22 protein-coding genes and 1 pseudogene are annotated in these 24,693 nt (G+C 35.4%); all 23 read right to left on the reverse strand.

The genetic code is table 11. The features are described 5' to 3' along the window. Positions 1 to 491: 491 nt before the first annotated feature. A complete protein-coding gene (locus tag BN1372_RS01610) occupies positions 492 to 884 on the reverse strand; it encodes a conjugal transfer protein (RefSeq protein ID WP_062197148.1) in 393 nt (130 codons plus the stop codon). A gap of 66 nt (positions 885 to 950) precedes the next feature. Beyond that, complete coding sequence (locus BN1372_RS01615) at positions 951 to 1,451, reverse strand: antirestriction protein ArdA (RefSeq protein ID WP_062197149.1); 501 nt, start codon at positions 1,449 to 1,451, stop codon at positions 951 to 953. Positions 1,452 to 1,527: 76 nt separating this feature from the next. Continuing rightward, positions 1,528 to 2,178: a DUF6037 family protein gene (locus BN1372_RS01620; RefSeq protein WP_222704663.1), complete on the reverse strand. Its 651-nt coding sequence runs from the start codon at positions 2,176 to 2,178 to the stop codon at positions 1,528 to 1,530. A gap of 102 nt (positions 2,179 to 2,280) precedes the next feature. After that, complete coding sequence (locus tag BN1372_RS01625) at positions 2,281 to 2,502, reverse strand: hypothetical protein (protein ID WP_050349780.1); 222 nt, start codon at positions 2,500 to 2,502, stop codon at positions 2,281 to 2,283. 129 nt (positions 2,503 to 2,631) lie between these two features. Next, positions 2,632 to 3,831: a MobT family relaxase gene (gene mobT, locus BN1372_RS01630; protein WP_062197439.1), complete on the reverse strand. Its 1,200-nt coding sequence runs from the start codon at positions 3,829 to 3,831 to the stop codon at positions 2,632 to 2,634. Between the two features lie 212 nt (positions 3,832 to 4,043). After that, positions 4,044 to 5,384 (reverse strand): FtsK/SpoIIIE domain-containing protein, encoded by a 1,341-nt coding sequence (locus tag BN1372_RS01635; protein WP_062197150.1) that lies wholly within the window; start codon positions 5,382 to 5,384, stop codon positions 4,044 to 4,046. Next, entirely contained in the window at positions 5,384 to 5,764 is a 381-nt protein-coding gene (locus BN1372_RS01640; protein WP_062197151.1) for a YdcP family protein, read from the reverse strand. The genes BN1372_RS01635 and BN1372_RS01640 overlap by 1 nt, the downstream gene beginning before the upstream one ends. Positions 5,765 to 5,776: 12 nt before the next feature. After that, the gene (locus BN1372_RS01645; protein WP_456085395.1) at positions 5,777 to 5,983 is read right to left on the reverse strand and encodes a DUF961 family protein; all 207 of its coding nucleotides are present in this window, start codon (positions 5,981 to 5,983) and stop codon (positions 5,777 to 5,779) included. 57 nt (positions 5,984 to 6,040) lie between these two features. Continuing rightward, on the reverse strand, positions 6,041 to 6,787 hold the full coding sequence (gene istB, locus BN1372_RS01650) for an IS21-like element helper ATPase IstB (protein WP_062197152.1): 747 nt from the start codon (positions 6,785 to 6,787) through the stop codon (positions 6,041 to 6,043). After that, positions 6,780 to 8,330, reverse strand: coding sequence for an IS21 family transposase (istA, locus tag BN1372_RS01655; RefSeq protein WP_147515318.1), 1,551 nt, complete (start codon positions 8,328 to 8,330; stop codon positions 6,780 to 6,782). The genes istB and istA overlap by 8 nt, the downstream gene beginning before the upstream one ends. A 123-nt stretch (positions 8,331 to 8,453) precedes the next feature. Beyond that, positions 8,454 to 8,570 carry a DUF961 family protein gene (locus tag BN1372_RS01660; protein WP_456085396.1) on the reverse strand — a complete coding sequence of 39 codons (117 nt, stop codon included), beginning with the start codon at positions 8,568 to 8,570 and terminating at the stop codon, positions 8,454 to 8,456. A 361-nt stretch (positions 8,571 to 8,931) separates the two neighbouring features. Beyond that, entirely contained in the window at positions 8,932 to 9,768 is an 837-nt protein-coding gene (locus BN1372_RS01665) for a hypothetical protein (RefSeq protein ID WP_062197154.1), read from the reverse strand. Then, a complete protein-coding gene (locus BN1372_RS01670) occupies positions 9,755 to 10,234 on the reverse strand; it encodes a Mov34/MPN/PAD-1 family protein (RefSeq protein ID WP_062197155.1) in 480 nt (159 codons plus the stop codon). The genes BN1372_RS01665 and BN1372_RS01670 overlap by 14 nt, the downstream gene beginning before the upstream one ends. Then, a complete protein-coding gene (locus BN1372_RS01675; RefSeq protein ID WP_187118381.1) occupies positions 10,221 to 11,915 on the reverse strand; it encodes a ThiF family adenylyltransferase in 1,695 nt (564 codons plus the stop codon). Before BN1372_RS01675 ends, BN1372_RS01670 begins: the two co-directional genes overlap by 14 nt. Positions 11,916 to 11,926: 11 nt before the next feature. Continuing rightward, on the reverse strand, positions 11,927 to 12,967 hold the full coding sequence (locus BN1372_RS01680) for a nucleotidyltransferase domain-containing protein (RefSeq protein ID WP_062197157.1): 1,041 nt from the start codon (positions 12,965 to 12,967) through the stop codon (positions 11,927 to 11,929). A 432-nt stretch (positions 12,968 to 13,399) separates the two neighbouring features. Continuing rightward, positions 13,400 to 14,773: a 23S rRNA (uracil(1939)-C(5))-methyltransferase RlmD gene (gene rlmD, locus BN1372_RS01685; RefSeq protein ID WP_062197158.1), complete on the reverse strand. Its 1,374-nt coding sequence runs from the start codon at positions 14,771 to 14,773 to the stop codon at positions 13,400 to 13,402. Beyond that, positions 14,751 to 15,713: a diacylglycerol kinase gene (locus BN1372_RS01690; protein ID WP_062197159.1), complete on the reverse strand. Its 963-nt coding sequence runs from the start codon at positions 15,711 to 15,713 to the stop codon at positions 14,751 to 14,753. The genes rlmD and BN1372_RS01690 overlap by 23 nt, the downstream gene beginning before the upstream one ends. A 219-nt stretch (positions 15,714 to 15,932) precedes the next feature. Then, positions 15,933 to 17,366: an Asp-tRNA(Asn)/Glu-tRNA(Gln) amidotransferase subunit GatB gene (gene gatB / locus BN1372_RS01695; RefSeq protein ID WP_062197160.1), complete on the reverse strand. Its 1,434-nt coding sequence runs from the start codon at positions 17,364 to 17,366 to the stop codon at positions 15,933 to 15,935. 14 nt (positions 17,367 to 17,380) lie between these two features. Beyond that, positions 17,381 to 18,832: an Asp-tRNA(Asn)/Glu-tRNA(Gln) amidotransferase subunit GatA gene (gene gatA, locus BN1372_RS01700; RefSeq protein WP_062197161.1), complete on the reverse strand. Its 1,452-nt coding sequence runs from the start codon at positions 18,830 to 18,832 to the stop codon at positions 17,381 to 17,383. 13 nt (positions 18,833 to 18,845) lie between these two features. Then, on the reverse strand, positions 18,846 to 19,136 hold the full coding sequence (gene gatC / locus BN1372_RS01705; RefSeq protein WP_062197162.1) for an Asp-tRNA(Asn)/Glu-tRNA(Gln) amidotransferase subunit GatC: 291 nt from the start codon (positions 19,134 to 19,136) through the stop codon (positions 18,846 to 18,848). 174 nt (positions 19,137 to 19,310) lie between these two features. Then, entirely contained in the window at positions 19,311 to 20,468 is a 1,158-nt protein-coding gene (locus BN1372_RS01710) for a CamS family sex pheromone protein (protein ID WP_062197163.1), read from the reverse strand. A gap of 13 nt (positions 20,469 to 20,481) precedes the next feature. Then, positions 20,482 to 22,494 carry an NAD-dependent DNA ligase LigA gene (gene ligA / locus BN1372_RS01715; RefSeq protein ID WP_062197164.1) on the reverse strand — a complete coding sequence of 671 codons (2,013 nt, stop codon included), beginning with the start codon at positions 22,492 to 22,494 and terminating at the stop codon, positions 20,482 to 20,484. Positions 22,495 to 22,510: 16 nt separating this feature from the next. Further along, positions 22,511 to 24,034, reverse strand: a pseudogene (locus tag BN1372_RS01720) (3'-5' exonuclease); the annotation flags it as partial. Positions 24,035 to 24,693: the final 659 nt, after the last annotated feature.

Raw genomic sequence — 24,693 nt, forward strand, 5'->3', positions numbered from 1 at the left:
TATGAGCCTGTATACTGGATAGTGCCTTTAACACTATAAGGTGTTTCATAATTACGAGTTTTACTCCACCTCATATACTTCACGAATGTGACCTACGCATTTCTACGTAATCGCCTTATAGACCCGTACATTCACAAGTTCGTCAGTTCCGTAAGAACATTCTCACCATAGATATTTTATAGACCCCCGGCATATAGGATACACAGACTACCTCTAGTCCGTTTTCGATTGTTACATAACTTTCGGTACCTCTCTGCCGACTTCACCTAGCTTTACACAATAATTTAGTAGCAGTAATTATTGCATATAGGAGTATCAGGGAGAGCGTTTCAAGACGTTACTCTATCATTCCACTCCTCGATTTATCAGTTCTCACAATAATAATTGTGAGTTTCATTTCCTGCTTTTAGGCAGTTATAGAAAAACATCTCACACCATAATAGGCAAAACATTCTCCGTCATGATTAAAGACAAGATTGTTTTCCATATATTTAATCGGATAACGCATGGACTTCACTCCTCACAGCCGTAATACTCTCATTCACTTTTACCCGTTTTAATTTGATTGGCTTCCCTGCATAAGTCACTTTGGAACGAAAAAAGTAAGTGATGACGGATTTCAGAAAGCTATATGGCTTTTTGCCATCAAACGTTTTTTGACTCATAAACCATGTTAAGCCAACAGGAATTCCCACATATTTTAATAACGCCCCATTGATCAATGAGAGTGGCGGAAGATTCCCAAGTAACATGACAAGTAGTAAAGAAAGTACAAACCAAGACATTTGATTGAATGTCACAGGAAAGGGTAAACGAAAATCATTAATCGCATAAATCACTTTTTCAACCGACCAAATACGTGTATAACTTTTTAATTTTTTCATAGGTTTTCCTTTCAAGAAGAAAACAGCCTGCATGTACACAGACTGTTTTCGCATTTTTATATTTATTTATCCAACATATTCAAACACACCATGTGATGTAACAAGAAAACTCCCGTTTATTTCTAAATCTCTCCCAAGCGCTTGATAATCAATATAGTTCTGTAAATTAGTAGGGACTTCGCCAAGCATACCTGTTTCTTCAACATAGTAACGAGCCACATCTTCCATGTCTTCACAATCTGCATAACAGATAATATCATCTTGATTCTCTAGCAATTCTTCTAAGCTATCAAACCAGTAGCCTTGAATTTCGGATAGTTCATGATAAATCGGCGATCCTTCTAATTCTTCTACCATCGCACATAACCGGTTAATTTCAGAGATTGGAGTGTATTCACCAACCTCAAATGGCAATTCATAATCATGTATGGCGTATTCTTCATATTCACTATTTAAGCCAATTCGTTCTTTCATATCTTCCATATCAATCGGTGGTGTAAACCAATCTCCAACCAATTCACCCTCATTATATTTTCCAAGATTGGCGATATATACTTGCATGTCCATTAATTTTTCACATCCGTTTTATTAAAAATGGGCATAAAAAAACAGCAGACAATAAATGTCCACTGGAAAATTTAACTTATCTCTTTGCAAATGTCCTCTTAATTTCTGGGTCGCTTTTACAATCAGCTTTTTCTGTTGAAAAGTAAAAGCTCAAATTAGTATCTTTACGAAATGTTTCATATAGTTCTGGTCGAAGCATTTCTGCTTTATTACTATTAGCAATAGTGCGCTTTTTCGATGTTCCATCAGCTTTTTTACCATTACGACGAACATCATAACAATACACCGCTTTTGGATTATTCCCTTCTGCACGACTACCTATTATTTTTTGTATCCTCTCACTTTTCTTTATTATTTTTTCTTCAGGTATAAAATTAGAGAATATATCGGCAAAATCTACAAATAAATTTCTCCCCGCATTTCTACTTTCTACACCGAAAAAGTCACAAAATTCTTTAAAATCATCAAAATGAACTTCATAAAAGTCAATAAATCCTTTAATTGAGTGGTCCGTATTGTTATCTTTTATAAATTCTACTTTAGCTTTAGCATACTTATCTGGTTTTCTTTCTTTTTCATTATACAAAGTTAATATAACAATATATTGTTCACTTTTATATTCAAAGAAAAAAGAGTCTATCATCCATTGTTTTTTCTCCATATCCTTTAATAAAAACGGCAATTTATTAAAACGTATTTTCGTTTTCTTATTCGTCAAAATTACCAAGACCTTTCCACTTTTAAATCTATTATATCATCCTCCATTCTCTAAATCTAACTACCACATTCAGAATAATGATTCTACTATTTGAATAAACCAATCCAGATATCACGCTCCAATAATCCGATTGAATAAGTTTAACAATACATCCTTCACGCCGCTTGCATTAAAGACCAATCCTACTGCAACCAACGCAACAATTAAAAATCCAATCAATTTGGAGAACTCTCGTTTAAAGCCTAAATAAATACCAATTACTACGATTGCCATTAATACCAATGACTGTGCATTACTTAAAAACCAGTTGTATAAATTTTGTCCAAAGTTCATCTCTCATTCCTCCTTCCATCTTCTAATACTTCGTTACTTGCCGCATGCATTCGATGAACCATAATACGATACCGCCTATGATGGTAATAAAAATGAATTTTACGAATTTCATGGAAGTCCTCCAATCCGTCATTTAATGACATCTTCTGTTTTAAGCGCCTGTTGCATTAATAATTGTTGATGACGTTTGGTTAATTTCGCTTGATCTAACATATCTTTAATCACTGTTGTTTGATTGATTTCATCAAGTTTAGTTGCAAGTTTCCAAGTAGGGGCTACTTGACGAGCCAACCACCTAAGTGTTTTATCGAATGTGTAAGGTTCAGGTTTTGTTGTTAAATAAATTTTTCTGTTTTCACCTAAATCTAAAAAACGTTGCCATTCCGCATTCATTGGCCAACTACTTCGTCTTTTTTTCTCATCTTTATCAACAAATCGAATGTAGCGATTAATAATAGAAAAAGCTGTTCGTCCCGCATCCTCATACGTCATTAAATCAACAACTGCATGGTATGCACGGTCATTTTTCAATCGAATTTCAAAACGATTTTTAATGTCTGTATCTTCAAGTGATGCTCCATGTTTTACATACTGTTCATAATCTTTTTCATACACGCAAAAATACACATCACTTTTCAAGGAACCAATATATAACGTATTTCCCATATCACGTTTTTCTTCTCCATGAACCAATTCGCCAGAACGATAACTTTTAAAGCTACGAAAAACGGAAATACATTCTTCATTTCGGCATTTGTTCGTTAGAAATGGAATATCCAATATGCCTGTCTTATCATTGATTGCTAAGTCAACTCGCTTAAAGACACCATTCACTCGAAATACATCCATAAAGAAATCAAACCATGTACGTTGCTGGACTAATAAAAAGTTTTCAAATTGACGGCAACCCTTGCCTTTGAGTTCAAGTAAACAACCTTTATCTTCATCTGGCGAAACCATGACGACAATGTCACCAAAAACATATTGTTCCAAGTAAGAATAAAACGCATAATCTTCATGGATCATATACTCCATTTTCAACCGTAAAATTTCTTCAATAACAGGTTTCGGGTTCGTTGTTAAAAAACGTATTCGCATATAATCAAATAAGATTTCTAAAGGTGCTTCTGGATTAAATTGTTCCAAAATATCAAACATCGCACGTTGTAATGTTTGGGTCGGTGTAATTTTTCCTGTTTCAATCTCGCTAATATATTGCCTTGAAATTCCTACATGTACCGCTAGTTTGTTTTGTGATACGCCATATGCCAATCGTTTTTCTTTTAATTGCTGATACCAAGGTACTTCATTCATGTGCATTCCTCCCAACACAAAAAAGATGTCAACTAAAGCATAAAAGCTGACATCTTCGTAATATGCCCTAAACCCTTGATGCATCAGGGTTTTCAGGCTTTTGAAACAGTTTCTTATTGTTTTTCTACCCCCCTGTTAGAAACGGGGGGGAAAGCGTGGCTGTCGCCACGCAGGCTTTGCCCAGCACATCGGCTTACGCTTCGCACGCCGCCGCACTGGGACAGCCTTTATGGAGCTAGTTTCTCTATCTCTTTTAAAAAGTCATGATCCTTTGGCACAAGTGGTGTGTAAAATTCGGTAATCACATTATCTCCTTTATCGACATACCCGCGTCCTTTGATTTGTTTTAGGAAAAATTGTTTTTGGACATCCGATCCGAACATCATGCCATATCCTAGTTCGGACATTCTTCCTAAAGCAACCCGAAAATTAAATTGATCACGAATCCCATCCCCTAAATATTTTGCATCTGGCCGTTGACAAGCAAGAATAAGAAAGAATCCAGCTTGACGTCCTAACATGACAATCTGTTTTAATTTCGTTAATACAGCCGTACTTTCTTTAGATGCAAGCATTTCCATAAAAGCCACGTATTCGTCAAAAACTAAAAAATGAGGAGCTAAGCCCAAATAAGCATAGTTTTCCCCGGTTTTATACCCTTGCATCTGTTTCATTTTTTCACTTCGATCCATCATCGCTTCATAAAATTGATCAATACATGTCATCATGTCTTCCTTTTTGTAATACACATCGGGCATGACAGTATTTAAATCCGCTAAATCCGCATTTTTCGGATCTAAGATGTATAACTTCGCATTGGTTTTTAACAGTGCTTCAATCAATGTAAGAATAAAATATGTTTTTCCACCACCTGTTCCGCCGGCAATCAACATATGTGGCAGCTGATTGTATTCCCAATCCATTGATTTCATGAGCTTTAAGCTACCGTTTTGTGCAATGACTTCATCAATCGAAATACGATTCGCAATCATATCATAGAACAGGACATACTCAACATAGGAATCATATAATTCCTTCGATATCAATTCACAGTACAGACCACTTTCTAACTTCTTTTCTAAATTTAACAGTGGCTCTTGATATTTACCAAGCGTTATTTCTACTTGAATATGAATCATGCCTTTTTCATACCGATAATACATCTTTGGAAAATGACTGATTTTTTCCTTTGCCTTACTAGATGGGATATCTTTGAAAAACCCTTTATTCATCACTTGTTTTGTTTCATACCACTGATTGTCTAAAATCATTTTTGCGAGCTTTTGTCGATGCATCAATTGTTTTAGATGGTTGTAACGATACCGATAATAAACAAAAGCACATATTACCACCATTACCAAACTAATAATTAATGAAGTTACTCCATACATACTTACAAAATGCGTTTGAAATAGATCAAGTTCCCACGTTGTAGAAAGTAAAAATTTTACATGAAAAGGGATAAAGAAAACAAGCCATACACCAAACAGTCCAAAGAAGATAAATTGAAAAAAGAGAAAGGCGTCACTCGGTCGGATTCGCTTCCCTCTTTTTCGGTAAAATTTCATTATTTATCTTTGTTAGGAGTGGATTTTTGATTATTAGTGCTCGGCGATGTCGTTTTCCCTTTTAAAACCAAGTCATCTGCCTTGATATACCAATCCACATCTGCCCCACGAAAAGTTGCATTTGCGACTGTATCTGCAACAGGATTAATTAGTTCTACTTCTGCATTATAATCAAAGTCTTTTAATGAAACGGATGCAGGAATACTTACTTGAATCATACGTCCTTGTTCACGAGACTTTAAATCATACGTGCGTTCTTTTACTTCCGTTGATACTGTGCCATCTTCATTCTGTAAGAACACTTCCCGACGTAATGACGAAAATTTTAATAATCCGAATGTCTTTTCTTTATCAATGACAATTCCTTCCGCTAATCTCATGTTTTTCCCTCCTTATGCTTTAACCATATCGTCAGCATGTAAAATGTATTTTGTAAAACCACGATCACCAATTTTATAACCTTCTGCGGTAATTTTAGCATTGACCAACTTCACTTTTTCCTCATGATCAAAGAATTTCTCTCCTGCTTCCTGTGGCAAGATTACCTCAATATCATCCGCACGTTGAATATCGGAATACAAATTATAACTACGTGACAATTGTAACCGTCAAGTAGAATTGAACAGTTTTTGCTAATTTCCTCTGAACACTTTCACTTAAAAGATTGTTTGCCGATTTTTCATTCTGTAACTATCCTCATTCATGTTTATAACTTCTACGCGATGTAATAAACGATCGAGAATCGCTGTCATCACACCTTCATCACCGACTAATTCTGCCCATTCCTCCGGATTTTTGTTTGACGTTAAAATAATCGAACTTCGTTCATATAAAAAATGAATGAGTTGAAAAAATAGATTAGCCTCTCTTTGATCCATGGCCATATACATTAAATCATCAATTATAACCAAATCAGATGCTTGAAGACGTTTGATTTGTACTTGCGATTTATGTGTAAATTCTTGCGTTTTTAACAGTTGAATTAACTCTCCCATGGTAACGAAATAGACTTGAAACCCTTTTTGAATCGCTTCTATTCCTAATCCCACCGCAAGATGTGTTTTTCCTACCCCAGGTGGCCCCAACAGAATCAAATTATAGGACTGTTCAAGCCAACTTAATTCTTGTAGCTGCGCAAGTTGACGCTGACTCAGCGCATTCTGCGCAGCTACGTTAAAATCCTCTACTGTCTTTTGAGAAGGGAAGCGGGCCCATTTCATGCGTCGTTCCATGCTCTTTCGTTCTCTTTTATCCAATTCAAACTGTGTAATTGCACCGAGAAACTCAAGGTATGTCCAAGACGCTTTCTCAGCCTCTCTTAGAAGTTGTGGTAACTCCTGGGCGGTCTCTGCTAAGCGCAATTGTTTAAAGTGTGATTGTAGCTTTTTCACCGTTTCATTCATAATGCATCACCCCTAAAATACTTGTATAAGCACTCATGGGGCGTGTTTCAACCTGTATATTAATTCTTTTTCCTGAACCGGGCAGAAAGTCGTTCAAACTTGATACTTGTCCTTTCGATTGCTGTTTTAAATAAGAGACAACGTCTCTAAAATCGTTAGCGCTGTATAGCTTTTCTTCTACACATTTTTTCAATGCTTCCTCCATCCATACTGGCTCCTGTAAAGCCACTGAACAAAGGAGTTCTAATTGATCACGACGGTAACGAGGATAACGAGCGAGAACCTCATCGATGTATTCACTCGCCAGTGGGGCATATTCCAACACTTCCAACACATCTTGCTTCAATCGTTCGATCCCTTTGGAACGGTCTCGACTGTGATTTCGATTTTTTATAAGGACACCTTTTTCATGGCTAATCGTATGTTCGGCAAGAACGTCACCGTTCTTATTGCTTCTAATGATCAGTTTGTCGCTATGGGTGCCACTCACTTCAATCCATACTGTGTTGTTCCCACTTGATTGATACGTACCGAGAGGAACTGAATATCGATTTGATTGATAACGTATGGTATTGTCCTTGTTCACATTTCTTGTTATACTAACCCCATTGGTACTTTCGTAAGAAAGTAAGGGAGAGACAGGCTGTAAGTGTTGCTTTTCGAGGAGAAACACTTCTGCAGGTCTCTTTTTTGTTGTGTAGTGAACTTGATGATTGCCTGTACGAGAAAGCCACTGAATCGCACGTTCATTCCAATCATCGATATCCTTAAAAACACGGCTATCTGCGAAGTTCCCCTTGATATATTTCACGACATTTTCAATCATTCCTTTTGACTCTGGATCTGCCTTTCGGCATAAGTGAACACAAAACTTTCTCTCTTTCACATACACTTGAAAATCCGTTGTCAAAATAAGATCTCCTGCGTTTTCGCTCACGGTCAGTAAATGATCTTGATCATAAACGATTTCTTCGGGTATCCCTCCAAAAAATTGAAAAGCATTTTCATGACAACGAATCGCATCCTTTGTCGTAAACGGGCGATCTTGCCATTCCATATATTTATAACGAGAATGGGCTAAGACAAAAGCGATAAAATAGAGTTTCACTTCCTTGTTATGTATCGTTTTTTGTTTCGTTTCACCCCAATCTACTTGAATCTGCCTTCCCATCGGTTGTAGCGGAACGGCCTCATAGTGACGTATTTTCGCTTTCTTTTCAATTTGATATTTTTCACGTACTTCTCGAACATACAAGCGAACTGTGCTGTCCCCAACCTTTAATTGCGGAAACTTTTCGATTAGCCAGTCTTTGATTTGAGCAGCACTAAGATGTGGGAATTCTTCTAACCAAGCCAAAATCCAGTCAAGGTATTCATCCAACTTTTTTGTTTTCTTCATGCCCATCCCAAACCATTCTTGAACTTCTTCGAAAGTCATATCTAAGTATTTATAAACCGTTGTACGTGAGATTTTAAGTTGTTTAGCGATTTGTGAAACTGTAAAGTTTCGCTTATACATTTGATGAATTTCTATATAGAGCATGAATTTCTCCTCCAATTTTCCAACCCCCAATAAACGAATACTAATAGTTTACTAGAAGTGGATAAAAGATTGTCGAATGTGTTCAATGCATCTTAGCAGAAACTGTTCACTCTATTTTAGCGTTTACAACAATGTTGTCATACGCCCATTAATACGGCGTTGTTCCATCTTACCTTCACCAGCATATTCTAAATTTCCAAATGTCTTTTCCATGTTGGGAATTACATATTTTAGTTCCACAATACATACCTCTTTTCTTCATTTTAGTTTTATTTATGTGCAAAAGTAACAAACTAAATAAATGGGAGGGGAACGGGAATAAAAGGGACACATAATTAATCACTCCTAAATTCTCACAACAAAAAAACGCCATCTATTGGTAGATGCCGTTCAAATGACGATTTTGATGTGATTAATGGTTTATTTATCAATATTTAGAATCATTTTTTCTAACTTTGTAAAAATAACGATTGCAAAAAAATTTAAAAAACAAATAGACAGATCTTGATGTAAATATGCTAACGAAGAATACTAAGTTTCCCTTCAAAGATTTCAATTTAACCGAATAGAAAAACAATAGAATATATAGTACTTTTGAAGTTTATTTCTTAATGGAATAAGGAGTGGTGAACATCCTTTTGCCTTCAGAACTTTGTTGATATATTTTTAATTTATAATTAGAAGATCTATTCCCTGTCTTAAAGCATTTCTCAGCAATTTCATAATTATGTTTGGTATTTGTAGTCGCATATATATTTAATTCACTTAATTCATTTTCATATTCATATACCTTCTTTAAAACTAAGTTCACAAGACTTTTACTATATTTTCTTACTCTACCATCAACATTGGCTCTGCTGATTATTATAAGAGGAAAATCTCTTTTGGCTTCAGGTATCTGTTCAATTGAAATAGTGTACGTATCTTCTATTACTAAATTTACCTTTGAAAAGTCTTTGTTATTATCAAATATCTTGGCACTTGCTTCATTACTATCTATGTCTAAATCATCGCTATATATAAGTTCATCAAAGGTATCAGCTATTATGATAGAGTATTGAAGCCAAATTGGAATTCTAACTAAATTTATTTTACTATAATTCAATATTTTTCCTGCTATAAAAAAATATGCATAAGAACAATCAATGTAATTATTACCCTTGTTTACAAATTTGTTTTGATTCCACGCCCGAAACTTAACTAACAATAAATAGGACAATGCCATTGAAACAGCTATTACTACAATATTACTATTAATTTTCAATGAAGATATTATAATTTCCACTTCTGTTATAATATCGGAAAAATATTTTTTAATTAAAATGTTCTTTATCCCATTAAATGCTTGGCTATTATAATATACCATAATGGGAGTAGCTAAAAACGGTAGGATAATAAGAATAATTTGAATAATAATTTTTGATTTAAATATCTTCAATTTCCATGACCCTTTCCATTTTAGTTATTTTAAAACTTTTATTACAACTCCAAGCATTGATTGTATTTATGCCTACAATAATAAAAATATAGTTATTTTCATCATTTTGTTTTTTTACATTACGTATCCAACTACTTTTATCTACACTAGATGGAGATGGTATGCCCTCTGGATGTGTGTGCCACTCACCAATACAAATAATTTTTTTCTCACTATTCATCCATATTGCATCAGATAGCTGTTGATGAATAATTCTATTCTTTTTAAAGTAATTACGACTACATTCATCTTCCGGTTGCGGTAAAGTTACATCAGTAATGACAATATTTCCATTCCTCAGTCTCTTCCCCATAAGGACACCCCCAGATTCACTCATTTCGGAATCAATCTGAACATACCCCTTAAAAAGATTCTCAACTTGAGAAGTTAACTCAACAGCTAAATGATAATTTTCAAAAATGATCATGCCGTACCCCACAAATTTTACATTTATTATTTCTAAAATTAGACTGATAGCTATTTATTTTATTTAAACTAAAATACCTTTGACTAAATCTATAGCCTTTAGACTCAAAAGTAGACGTTTCTCCAAGCCAGGTCTTAATACCATTCTCTACCTCTTTATAAACCGCTTTTTGAAATAGTTCAACAACTTCCAAGGCACCACGACTGGAAGTCAATGAACCATAGGGGATAAAAGCAGATCTACAACTAGCTAAGTTCTTTTCAAACTGTTGCCCTTCTTCTGCAAGGGATGCTCTGTTGGGAGTCAAATTCCCTGTTATTGGATCAGTGTATAGGCATTCATAACATCCTTGGCTTGAATAATCTATATATAAAGAATGACCTCCAATACCTAGAGGTTCTACCCATGAATAAAATACTCTATATTTTCTCATAGAGAACAATTGGTTTAATTGTAAGCTTGTCATAGTATCACCTATACAAATAAAAATGTAATCAAATGTATCAAAATAATTTTCTTCCTTTTCCAAAATGTCTAACACATTCATTGCTTCATATTCCACAGTTAAAAATGGTGAATCCTTTTCCAAACTTTCTGCTAATGCCTCGCACTTAAATATCCCCTTACTTTTCCCATGAAAACTACTAGCTCCGAGCGAATGTCGATACAGATTATCAACTGAAAATATATCCGGATCAATAATAGTCATTTTTCTAATCCCAAACTTTGACAACTCCCACGCAACTTTACTCCCAATTGACCCCGCTCCAACTAAAGCAATATTTAAATTAATAAAACTATGGTCTCCACTTGTTCTTTCAAGTAAATATTCTAAATCGAGTCTCTTCACTAATAGCGGGGTAATATTTCCCGTAAATTTTTTAAATGAAGTATTTCTAGTCTTCAAAAAAACACCTATAATAATATCATTATTTTCTTCGATTGGAATACTCAGTAGAATCATTTTACCTTTTTTGCCGTTTTTTAACTGAATCCATTTATTAAAAAATACTTTATTGGATTGTGATAAGTTTTTAGTAATAACTGCTTTTAGTTGCTTCTTACTCCAACCTTGTCTTGGATTTGGAGGCAAAACATTATTATTGTCTCTTAAAGGTATAAAAAGAGCATCTATCGAAGATATCTGCTGAATTTTGTTTGGATAAAATCTCTCAATTTCATCAGGAATATATCCGTCATCTAGCTTATCACATACAATCAAATGTTCACCATCACCGAGAACATCAATAGCCTTAATTGAGTTATCAGGGCTAACGAAATTACTTACAGTATTTATGTCTTTTTGTGCATCCCAAAATGCAACGAACTCTTTCCTGAAGTCTGAAATGTTAGTTTTCGAAATTCCAGATTCTATTGTCTCTATCGCTTTCATTAAAGAAGCTAAAACTAATGTTTTGGGTGTTGTTCTATCAAATAAAATGTTGTTCTCTGTTGAAAAACAAATAAATCCATTTTGTTCAACATGTGGAATAAATATTTTTAATTCCTCTATATTTTGAATGAAAATCTTGGGGAGCACTACCGGAAACAATTTAGGTAAGGTAATTTTCAAAACTATAACTTTTCCATTGCTGCTTGAATATTCTCCTAAAATGCCCGTGTCATCTGCTTGTCTAACATTACTTAATTTCTCTTTTACTAACTCAATATATTCATCCAACATTATATCACCTAAGCACTTGGATAATCTGAAACAAACGCATTTCTTTCCGCTTTTGAAACAACATCTTCTTCAGAAACTATAATAAAATCATCCCCAAAATGTTTATTCATTCTTTTAGTTGCTTCATGTTCATCTAATGTATTTTTAGCATATTCCAGATCTTCTGATAGATTTTTAAGCTTATCTTTGAAATCATTCATCTGCTTATCAGTCATCTGTTCGTATATATCTGTTCTAGGTTTAACTGGAAGGTAAACCTTTAATCTTGAATACCATGTATCCTCTTCGAAATTATAGGTTTCGGCAAAACTATTTAACATATTCTTTACAAAGTTCTCTAGAGCATCTAAATCATTGTATGTTTTCTTTCCTGAAAACGCATCTGTAACAGAATATGGATAAAAATTTTCTAATGCAGAGACAGTAATACCAATACCATTTGGTCGATTTTCTTGATTAAATTTCTCATCTTTCCACCTTTTTAAATATCTTATACATCTTCTGAATTGTTTTCTATCGTCAACACCATCATAACTATTAGTAATCTTATTTTTTAACTCCTTTGGATCCGCTTCTTCCCAATATCTATTTTCGCTTGAACTAAATTCTTTTCCTTTTGCCAAAAAGTAGTTTCCATCTTCATTTGCATAAATAGCTATATCTACATGAACATTTTCGTCATTTGAATCGCCAGCAAAACTAATGGTCACACATGGTTTTTTTATTTTTATTTCAGCTGAAGGAAATTCCTTCTCCATCGCTTCTTTCACCCATTTTTTTGCAGTGACTGGATTAATGCAATCCTCTCTTTTCATATCAATACTTAAAGCTATATCAATGTCAAAATCAATGTTTTCATCGATACTTTTAATTCCAGTATGCATAGCATAACTACCTTGAAGAAAATGACTAAATGAATGATCAATATCTAAATGATCTTCTAATCCACTAATAACTTGGTCACGATAATCCCTTAACAATGAATTATCTTCGTAATCCAATTTAATTTCATCATGAAAATTTGTGAAGTGTTTTTGCATATCAACCATTTATTTCCCTCCTAATGTTATCTTTGCTATTATTCTATCTTATATAACATCATCATTCAACCATATATAGTAACGACAACTAAATACCACACAATATATAGTGATTTAATTGTATTATTTAGGGGGATAAACTAATAAAATTCATTACTTTATTTTAGTCTCACACTTAATGATAAAAAAACTATAGTTTTCGCAACATTCAAATCATACTACATTAAACATAAAAATAGTGATGGTGATTTAATAAATCACCATCACTATTTTATAAATTTACCGGTAAATCTTTCTTTTCTTAATTATCTCTTGTATTCCCACACCCCAGATCAATTACCACTGAAACGGTAATGTGGTTTTTCAGTACTTTATTTCTCGTTTTTTCACCTTCTCCTACAAACACGAAATGCTTGTGAAAGTGTTTAAAACTAAGGATTTCTATATAGTTTCTCTTTGTAGCAACGATACACATTCCACATGATTCGTTTGTGGAAACATGTCCACAGGTTGCACATATTCTACGTTAAAACCACCATCTACCAATATCCGTAAGTCCCGCGCTAATGTTGCCGGGTTACAGGAAACGTACACCATCCGTTTCGGTTCCATGGCGATGATTGTTTCTAACAAGTTTGCATCGCATCCTTTTCGTGGTGGATCGACAACGATGACGTCTGCGTGGATGCCGTCTTCTTTCCATTTTTCTAATACAAGTTCTGCTTTTCCAACGAAAAATTCAACATTATGAATATCATTTAATGCAGCATTTCGTTTGGCATCTTCAATTGCTTCTGGAACGATTTCCACACCGTATACTTTATTTGCTTGTTTTGCTAAAAATAAAGAAATCGTGCCAATCCCTGAGTACGCATCAATGACTGTTTCTTTTCCTGTTAATTGTGCTGCATGTAATGCTTCTTTATACAATTTTTCTGTTTGCACCGGGTTTACTTGGAAAAAAGAATGTGGTGAGATTTCAAAGTAAATGTCGCCAATATAGTCTTGAATAGTGGCTGAACCATATAATACGTTATTTTTTTCTCCTAAAATAACGTTTGTTCGTTTTGCATTGATATTTTGAATAATTGATGTCACATTCGGAAAACGTTCGACTATTTTTTCAATAAACAGTTCTTTCATCGGTATTTTTTGCGCTCTTGTCACAAGTACAAGCATCACTTGATTTGTGTTTACACCAATCCTTGTCATAATATGACGGATCACACCACGGTGGTTTTCTTCGTCATACGGTTCGATATGTAGTTCTTCCATCACATCACGGACAAGCTGAATGAGCTCATCATTTTCTTCGTGTTGAATGTAACACTTTTTCATGTCAATAATATCATGGCTTCTTGGTCTAAAAAATCCAGCAGCAATTTTCCCATCTTGCATTCGTACTGGTACTTGTGCTTTATTTCGATAATGGAGACTCTCTTCCATCCCAATAATCGGACGAACTTCTACATCGTCAAAATGACCAATTCGTTCTACATTGTTTTTTACTAAATTTTCTTTAAAACGAAGCTGTTCTTCATACGACATATGTTGTAACTGACAGCCACCGCAAGTACCATACACATCACAAATTGGTTCTACCCGTTCTTTGCTCGGTTCGATTACTTCCATTAATTTTCCGTAGCCAAATCCTTTGTTTGTTTTTACGACTTTTATCTTAACGCGTTCTCCAATTAATACATTCGGAATAAAAAGAGCGTAACCATTTACTTTTGCTACACCCATCCCTTCATGCGTTAAATCATCAATAACAACTTCATATTGTTCATTTTTATTCACTGGTAACTGCTTCATCCGTTTTAACCCCATTTTCCGCTTCTTTTTTCTGAAAAGCTTCTGCTGTTTCTTTTGGTACTAACATACAAAAATGCCGATATAAATTTTCAAATTCAGCTGGAAGCATGCCACCGAACTCACCATCTAAATTTAATTGCATTTTTTCTTCTTGTGGATATACTTTAATCCGGTTTGCTTGTTCATAAATGACATTTGGATCATTTAAATGTTCCCCACGAACAGCAAGTGAGACAAGTCGAACAAATTCAGCTAAATTTGTTTTCTTTAAAATAATTAAGTTAAACATCCCATCATTCAAAGAAGCATCTGGTGCCAATTTTTCAAAACCGCCGACTGAATTTGTATTCGCAACTAAAAACAACATAATTTCATCTTCAAATTCTTTTCCATCATACTCAATTCGTACTTTTGTCGGACGAAAAGAAGGTAATAATTCAATACCTTTAATAAAATATGCTAGTTGTCCTAATACTGTCTTTAGTTTACTCGGTACGTCATAGGAAACTTCCGTTAATTTTCCACCACCAGCGATATTAATAAAATATTGTTCATTTACTTTTCCGATATCTACAGGCATATTGTAGCCTTCACAAAGAACATTACAAGCTCCTTCAATTGTTCTCGGAATTTGTAATGCACGAGCAAAGTCATTCGTTGTTCCAACAGGGATAATTCCAAATTTTGGATAGTAATCTTGCTCTGCAAGCCCATTAATGACTTCATTAATCGTACCATCTCCACCTGCTGCAATGACTAAATCAAATCGTGCTTCTACCGCACGACGCGCTTCATTGGTTGCATCCCCCATTTTTTTAGTCGCAAACGCACTTGCTTCATATCCAGCCGTTTCGAGGCGGTCTAATATATATGGCAATTCCTTTTTTACTTGTTCTCGACCAGAGGTTGGATTATAAATTAATCTTGCTCGCTTTCTCATCTTTCATCATCCTATCATCATAAATTCATACCTATCCATATTAATCATTCGTTCCCTCTATGGATTTCAGATGGTGCATATGCTAAATATGTAACATTTTGTACGAAAAACGGTTCAAAAAACGAGTTTTTTCGCGATTGGTGCACACCCATTTACTTTTTGTATATTCGAAAAAAGAATTCCTGCTTAAACAGGAATTCCTTTCTCATCATTATTCACTTACCGTTTTTTGATTTCTTCTAGTAAGATTTTATTTACCATTGGTGGGTTTGCTTTCCCTTTTGTTTGTTTCATTACTTGTCCAACTAGGAAGCCGATTGCGCGATCTTTCCCGTTTTTGAAGTCAATAATCGATTGTTCATTTTCGTCTAAAATAGCTGTAATGATTTTACGTAATTCGCCTTCATCTGAAATTTGAACAAGACCTTTTGCTTTTACTACTTCTTCTGGGTCTTCTCCTTTTTCAATGACATCAACGAATACTTTTTTCGCAATTTTAGACGAAATAGTACCTTTTTCGATTAATTGCACAAGTTTTGCAAGTAATTCAGGTGTTAACGCCACATCTGTTAATTCTTTTTGCTCTGCATTTAAATAAGCAGAAACATCCCCCATTAACCAGTTAGCAGCAAGTTTTGCGTCCGCTCCTGCTTTTACTACTGCATCGAAGAAATCAGACATTTCTTTCGTTAATGTTAAGACGTGTGCATCGTATTCTGGTAATCCAAGTTCTGATACATAACGTGCACGACGCGCTTCTGGTAATTCTGGAATTGATTTTCTTACGCGTTCTTTCCACTCATCGTCAATGTATAACGTTACTAAATCTGGTTCTGGGAAATAACGATAGTCGTCTGAACCTTCTTTTACACGCATTACGATTGTTTGTTTTTTCGCATCGTCCCAACGACGAGTTTCTTGATAAATTTCGCCACCATTTAAAAGTTCTTGAATTTGACGTTGTTCTTCATATTCAATCGCTTTTTTCACGAAGTTAAAAGAGTTAATATTTTTTAACTCTACTTTTGTTCCGAACTCTTTTTGACCAACAGGACGAACAGAAATGTTTACGTCCGCACGTAAAGAACCTTCTTCCATTTTTACGTCTGATACGCCTGTAAATTGAACGATGGAACGTAAATTTTCTAGATATTGATATGCTTCTTCTGCAGAACGCATATCTGGTTCTGAAACGATTTCAATTAATGGTGTTCCCGCACGGTTAAAGTCTACTAATGAATACGGTGCACCAGCTGGATGTGTTAATTTACCAGCATCTTCTTCCATATGAATCCGTGTAATACCGATTTTTTTCGGTTTCCCGTCTACTTCGATTTCCACCAAACCATGTTCTGCAATTGGTTGATCAAATTGAGAAATTTGGTATGCTTTCGGGTTATCTGGATAGAAGTAGTTTTTACGGTCAAATTTCGTTTCTGTTGCGATTTGACAATTTAATGCCATTGAAGCACGCATCGCATAATCGACCGCTTTTTCGTTTACGACAGGTAACACACCTGGGTATGCTAAACAAACAGGACAAACGTGTGTATTTGCATCTCCACCGAAGTGAGCTGGGCTATCACAAAATAGTTTTGTATTTGTTTTCAGTTCTACGTGAACTTCAATACCGATAATTGTTTCAAAATTCATGATTGATTCCCCCCTTACAGTTGTGGTTTTGCTTTATAGTGGCCAGCTTCTTGTTCGTACGCATGAGCTACGCGATAGACAGTACTTTCATCAAAGTATTTCCCAATGATTTGTAAGCCGATTGGTAATCCTTCACTTGAAAGTCCGCATGGTACAGAAATTGCCGGTACACCTGCAAGGTTTACTGGAATAGTTAAAATATCGTTTGTATATAATTTCAATGGATCATCAATCATAGAACCAATTTTGTACGCTGTTGTAGTAGTTGTTGGTCCAATGATTACATCATATTTTCCAAAAATATCATCAAAGTCTTTTTTGATTAACGTACGTACTTTTTGTGCTTTTTTGTAATAAGCATCATAGTATCCAGAGCTAAGCGCGAATGTTCCAAGCATGATACGACGTTTTACTTCATCACCGAATCCTTGACTACGAGATTTTTTATACAAATCTACTAAGCCTTCTGCTTCTGCACGTACACCGTAACGAATACCGTCAAAACGAGCAAGGTTCGCACTAGCTTCTGATGAAGCAAGTAAATAATACGTTGCTACTGCATATTTAGAATGTGGAAGAGAAACTTCTTCCCATGTTGCACCTTGTTTTTCTAATTGTGCTAACGCTTTTTTCACCGCGTCGCGAATTTCAGGGTCTACCCCTTCTCCGATATATTCTTTCGGAACGGCGATTCTTAATCCTTTTACATCGCCTGTTAACGCTTTTGAATAATCAGGAAGATCAATATTTGCACTTGTAGAATCGTTTTTATCATGCCCTGCAATGGTTTGTAATAAATACGCATTATCTTCTACTGTACGTGTCATTGGTCCAATTTGGTCAAGAGAAGAAGCGAATGCTACTAATCCAAAACGAGAAACTAGACCGTATGTTGGTTTTAACCCTACTACCCCACAAAACGCAGCTGGTTGACGGATTGAACCGCCTGTATCAGAACCAAGAGAGAAAAATACTTCTCCTGCTGCTACAGATGAAGCAGAACCACCACTAGAACCACCTGGTACACAATCAAGGTTCCAAGGGTTACGTGTTTTTTGATAACTTGAGTTTTCTGTTGTAGAACCCATCGCAAACTCATCCATGTTTAATTTACCGATTGTTACTGTTTCTGCTTCTTGTAATTTTTGCATAACAGTCGCATCGTAAATTGGGTCAAAGTTAGATAAAAATTGACTCGCACATGTCGTACGTAAGTTTTTTGTCACGATGTTATCTTTAATACCGATTGGCATACCAAATAGTGAGCTTACTTCTCCCCCACGTTTTTCATCTAGAGCTTTCGCTGCCTCACGTGCACGTTCTTCATCTAATGTAATAAAAGATTGTACTTTATCTTCTACCTCATTAATTCGTTTATATGACTCATCTACTAAGTCTGTTACAGATAATTCTTTATTATGTAAAGCTTCTTGAATTTGTTTTAATGATTGATCAAAAAGAGACATCTTTTTCCCTCCCTTAGTCTAAAATTGCTGGTACTTTAATTTGACCATCTTCCGAATCTGGTGCATTTTTCATCATTTCTTCATGCGTTGTTGTTTCGCCAACTTCATCTTTACGCAGTACATTTTTAATATCTAATACGTGTGTCGTTGGTTTAATGTTTTCTGTATCTAATTCATTTAGTTGTTCTGCATATTGAATAATAGCATCTAAATGGTTTGTAAACATTTCTACTTCTTCTTCTGTCACTTCTAATCTTGCTAAGTGAGCAACGTGCTCTACTTGTTCTTTAGTAATTCTTGACATACTCTTCACCTCCAAAAATTCGTACAACACAATACTTTGATAATACCAAAAATTCACTTGAATTAGCAATATTCGAATACAATTCGACAAAAAGATGTATGCAGTTGCACACATCTTTTTATTTTACCACCACTTTGAATCATACGGCTAATTTATACATCATTTCTTTTAAATTTAATAATAAATATGCACAGTCGGTTCGCCAGCTCCTGCTTCCCTTACAATGACGGCTTCTTGCTTTTCAATAGACGTAATATAAACTTGCACAGAAATATAGTTATCGATGCCACTGATCGTATCTGCGACATATTGGGTAAAGGCGATTACTTCTGATTTTCCGTAAAATTGCATTGGAATTTCAATTGTTAATCGTTTTATTTCATTATTTTCATAATACCCTCGTCCGATGACTCCTACATAACTTGGGAAATAGTCACCAATTTTTCCTTTAATATTATTAAACGTACGAGATAATGCAGGATCAAATTCATTGGCTTCTTTAGAAGGGAATAATAAATGCTTTTCATTTACCTTATCCCAATTATTAATAGCAGTGCTAGAAGAACCCACCTTTGTTTTTAAGAAAAAATTTCCTGGTGTTAAAGATTGACTTTCTTCTTCTTTAAACAATCCAATGACTATTGGGACATCCGGAATATCTTTGTCCGTCCGAATTCGTCGCACGACTTCTTCCGCTGCTTTTTGTCCTTCTTTTTCGAGTTGTTCGTTACTTATTTTTACATCCCCGAAGTGCAATAATCCATTTTCATCTATAACTTGGAAGGCATATTTAGAATTAAGCGCAATTCCAATTGAAATTCCTTTTAACTCTAAATCCTCACCTTTTTGTTTCAAATAGTTTTGTTCTAAAATATAAGAAACAACTGCTGGGTTTTGTTTATATGCTTCTAACTTTTGATCAATGGACATTCCATCTGTGTTTAATGGTTTATTTAATCCTTCTGGATATTTTTCTGAACTTCGTTGCAACCAAGATTTCACTTTCTTTTTACTCAAATATTGACCATCTTGATAGACAAAATCGTCTGGATCAAATTCTGATTGAGACATTCTCATTAAACCCATTTCTAATTCGTCAATATCTAAACGATTTTCTACCCATTCACTCACAAGACCACGTGAGTTTCCAGGCTTGTACGGTAAAACGGTCGCATAGTAATTTTCTTCTGTATTAATTTTTTCACTTACTTCTACTTTTTCTTTTTTCCCCTCTTTATTCTCCGATGTTAACCCGCTATCTTTTTTCCCCGGTAAACAACCGCTTAATAAGAGAGTTGTTATCAGCAAAACGATGGTAAGCCGTTTAACCATCCACTATTCCTCCTCATCCGTTTAGTTCTTCTGCTAAACGAGCTTCATCCCACACTTCAATTCCTAATTCTTCTGCTTTTTTCAATTTTGAACCTGCCTTTTCACCAGCGATGACTAAATCGGTACTTTTGCTTACACTGCCTGTCACTTTTCCACCGAGCAATTCGATTTTTTCTTTTGCTTCTTCTCGTGTAAACTGTTCTAATTTTCCGGTCAACACAATTGATTTTCCATTAAAATAATGGTTTTCACTTTCTTTCGGAAGATCCACAGGACCTAAATAGGTTAAATTTACCCCAAAATCGCGGAGTTCTTCTATTAATTCATGCACTTCTTCTTTGTGAAAGTAGGCTGTAATTGATTCTGCCATTTTTTCGCCAATTTCATCAACAGTAATTAATTCTTCTAATGTTGCTGTTTTAAGTCTGTCGATAGTCATAAAGTGTTTAGCTAATGTTTTCGCAGCTTTCGCACCTACATAACGAATGCCTAATCCGAATAATAGTCGCTCGAGAGAATTTTTCTTAGATGTTTCAATTGCTTGTAAAAGATTATCTACCGATTTTTCTCCCATTCGTTCTAGTTGGATTAATTCTTCCCGTTTTAATCGATATAAATCTGCTACATCTTTAATAAGCCCGTGATTAAATAATTGTGTAATGACTTTTTCACCAAGACCGTCAATGTTCATCGCATTTCTGGAAACGAAGTGAATCAGCCCTTCCCGAATTTGTGCCGAACATTTTGGATTGATACAACGAAGTGCCACTTCATCATCAAGACGAACTAATTCACTTTCACAAGCCGGACAATGAGTTGGCATATAAAACTCTTCTTCTTCGCCTGTTCGTTGTTCACTTAACGCGCGAACTACTTCTGGGATGATGTCTCCTGCTTTTTTAATCACAACACGATCCCCAATTTTAATCTCTTTTTCCCGAATAAAATCTTCGTTGTGTAACGTTGCTCGCTGTACGGTTGTTCCTGCTACTTGTACTGGGTCTAACATAGCAGTTGGGGTGACAACACCTGTTCGTCCTACATTTAATTCAATGCCACGTAATGTCGTCACTACTTCTTCCGCTGGAAATTTATACGCAATTGCCCAACGTGGACTTTTTACGGTTGCTCCAAGGTTTTCTTGTTGAGAAAGTGCATTGACTTTAATGACAATTCCATCAATTTCATACGGCAAATTCGGTCGTTGTTCCGTCCAATGCGAAATAAAAGTAAAAACTTCTTCTATCGTATCGCATTTTTTTCGTTCTTGGTTCGTTTTAAAACCAAGTTCGTCTAAGAAATCTAATCCTTCGCTATGACTTGCAACCGGTACATCTAACGTATCCACTGATGCAATACCATATAAAAATATATCTAAATGACGACTGGCTGCTATTTTAGGATCTAATTGTCGTAAAGAACCAGCAGCTGCATTCCGCGGATTGGCAAATAACATTTCGTCTTGTTTTTCACGTTCTTCATTTAAACGTTCAAATGAACGCTTCGGCATAAACACCTCCCCGCGCACTTCAATCGTTACCGGTTGTTTTAAACGAAGTGGAATCGATTGAACTGTCCGTAAGTTAACAGTAATGTCTTCTCCTGTCGTTCCGTCTCCACGTGTCGCCCCTTGAACAAAGGAACCATTTTCGTATTTTAAAGAAACTGCAAGCCCGTCAATCTTCAATTCACAAACATACGAAATTTCTTCTCCAACACCTGAACGAACACGACGATCAAAATCACGCAAATCTTGTTCGTTAAAAGCATTGGCTAAACTAAGTAAAGGGATATCATGTTGTACTTTTGTAAAAGCAGACAACGGTTCTCCCCCAACACGTTGTGTTGGGGAATCTGTTGTAATCAATGCTGGAAATTCCTTTTCAATGTGAATAAGTTCTTGCATCAAGCGGTCATACTCACTATCTGGGACTGTTGGGGAATCCAATACGTAATACTCATATCCATATTGATGCAATAACGCTCGTAATTCTTGTGCTCTTTTTTGTGCAAATGCTTTATCCACCAGAATCGTTCCTTTCTTATGCTTTCGTAATAGGAGCAAATTTTGCCAGCAATCGTTTAATACCAATCGGCGATGGGAATGCAATGTCTAGTTCTAGAGAATCTCCTTCTCCTTTCGTACTAACAACCGTTCCGATTCCCCACGTTTTGTGGCTAGCTTTATCTCCTACTTGCCAGCTAATTTTTTCCCCGCCTGTAGTCGTTGTGACAGGCATCGTTCTTCTACTTCTAACTGGTGCTGTTGTCTTTTTCGATGTTTCCCAAGGCACTGTTTTCTTTTCATTTAAATATTCCATATTCTCCTCAGAAATCTCTTTAATAAACCGTGACGGAGGATTCATAGTCGTTCTTCCGTAAAGCGTCCGAGAGCGTGCGCTCGTCATATAAAGATGTTTTTCTGCCCTTGTTACCCCAACGTACATTAATCTTCTTTCTTCTTCCATTTCCTTTTCTTCAAATAAAGATCGATTATGTGGAAAGATTCCTTCCTCTAATCCAATCAAAAAGACGACTGGAAACTCTAATCCTTTCGCAGAGTGGAGTGTCATTAACGTAATCTTATCTTCTGTTTCTTCTTCATCTAATCGATCAATATCAGAAATCAATGCTAAATCTGTTAAAAATCCAATTAATGATTTATCTTCTGTACTTTCTTTTTCATAGTTTTGCGTAACAGATAAAAACTCTTCGATGTTTTCTAAACGACTTTGCGATTCGAGTGTATTTTCTGCACGTAACATATCACGGTAACCAGTTTGTTCTAATACATCTTCTACTAACTCGGTTGCAGTTACATACTCCATTTTTTGTATCAATGATTCAATTAATAATGTAAATTCATGAATCGGCTTCACTACGCGGTTCGTTAAGCCGATTTGGTCAATTTCTTGTATTGCTTCAAACAAACTAATTTGTCTATCTGATGCATAACTCATCATTTTATCCATTGTAGAATCACCAATGCCCCGCTTCGGTACGTTAATGATTCGACGAAGACTTTCATCATCGTATGGATTTGCAATCAACCGCAAATATGCCAGTAAATCTTTAATTTCTTTACGGTCATAGAACTTCATGCCTCCAACGACTTGGTACGACATATTTGCTTTTAATAAACTTTCCTCCATCACCCGCGACTGGGCATTAGTTCGGTAAAGAACCGCCATATCTGCATTGGAATATCCTTCTTTTCGTAATTCTTTCATTTTATCAATAACGAAATAACTTTCTGCTCGTTCATTGTCTGCTTCAAAATATTGAATTTTTTCCCCTGTTACATTTTCCGTCCATAATTTTTTTGGTTTACGATTCATGTTATTTTCAATCACATCATTCGCTGCAGCTAAAATTCGCTTTGTTGACCGATAATTTTGTTCTAACATAATAACTTCTGCGTCGGGATAGTCATTTTCAAACGATAAAATATTTTGAATATCCGCACCACGCCATGCGTAAATAGATTGATCTGAATCCCCAACAACACATAAATTACGTAATTTTGCACTTAACATATTAACTAAAATATATTGTGCTTTATTCGATATGGATAGGTAAGCCTTTGAAATTATCTCTAACTTTTCCCCCCATTCACACCGTACGTGAGAGTTTCCCCTCATACGGCGTTCCATCCGTTTACGACTCTTAAATGAACATTTCATTTTCAGCTTTGACAGTCATACTCGAACCTGAAAATGTATGAAATGTTCATTTAATGTTCCGTCAACTGACTAATGGCTATCCCTCCACCGCTTATTATCACGATTTCATAGGTACTGTGCCATCGCTTTCACTGATTTGAAATGAAGTTATACTTACGCTTTCCTTCATACCGCTTCACCGAGTGCAATCTCTCCACGTAACCAGCTTCCCACGTTCCAAGAATCATATCTGTACATACAAAGTCGTTAGGTCATTCCTCTAGCCCTGTTAGCTGGATGATGCCTGTAACATCATAAGGTGTTTCATAAAGACAAATCTTACTCCACCTCACTAACCCAAACATTGTTGGACTGCCCTTTCGAACAGCTATACCTCTAGAGCCGTACATTCGGAATTTCGTCAGTAAGTAGTTGTATTACTTACATTCTAACCATAGACTTTCTTATAGAACCCCAGTCTATCCATCACACAGAGTACCTCTACCCCCATTTTCCTTCTTGCGATTAGGGTGATGTTCAACTGTCTTCACCGAGCTCATAAC

Source organism: Massilibacterium senegalense (assembly GCF_001375675.1).
Lineage (GTDB): Bacteria > Bacillota > Bacilli > Bacillales > Massilibacteriaceae > Massilibacterium > Massilibacterium senegalense.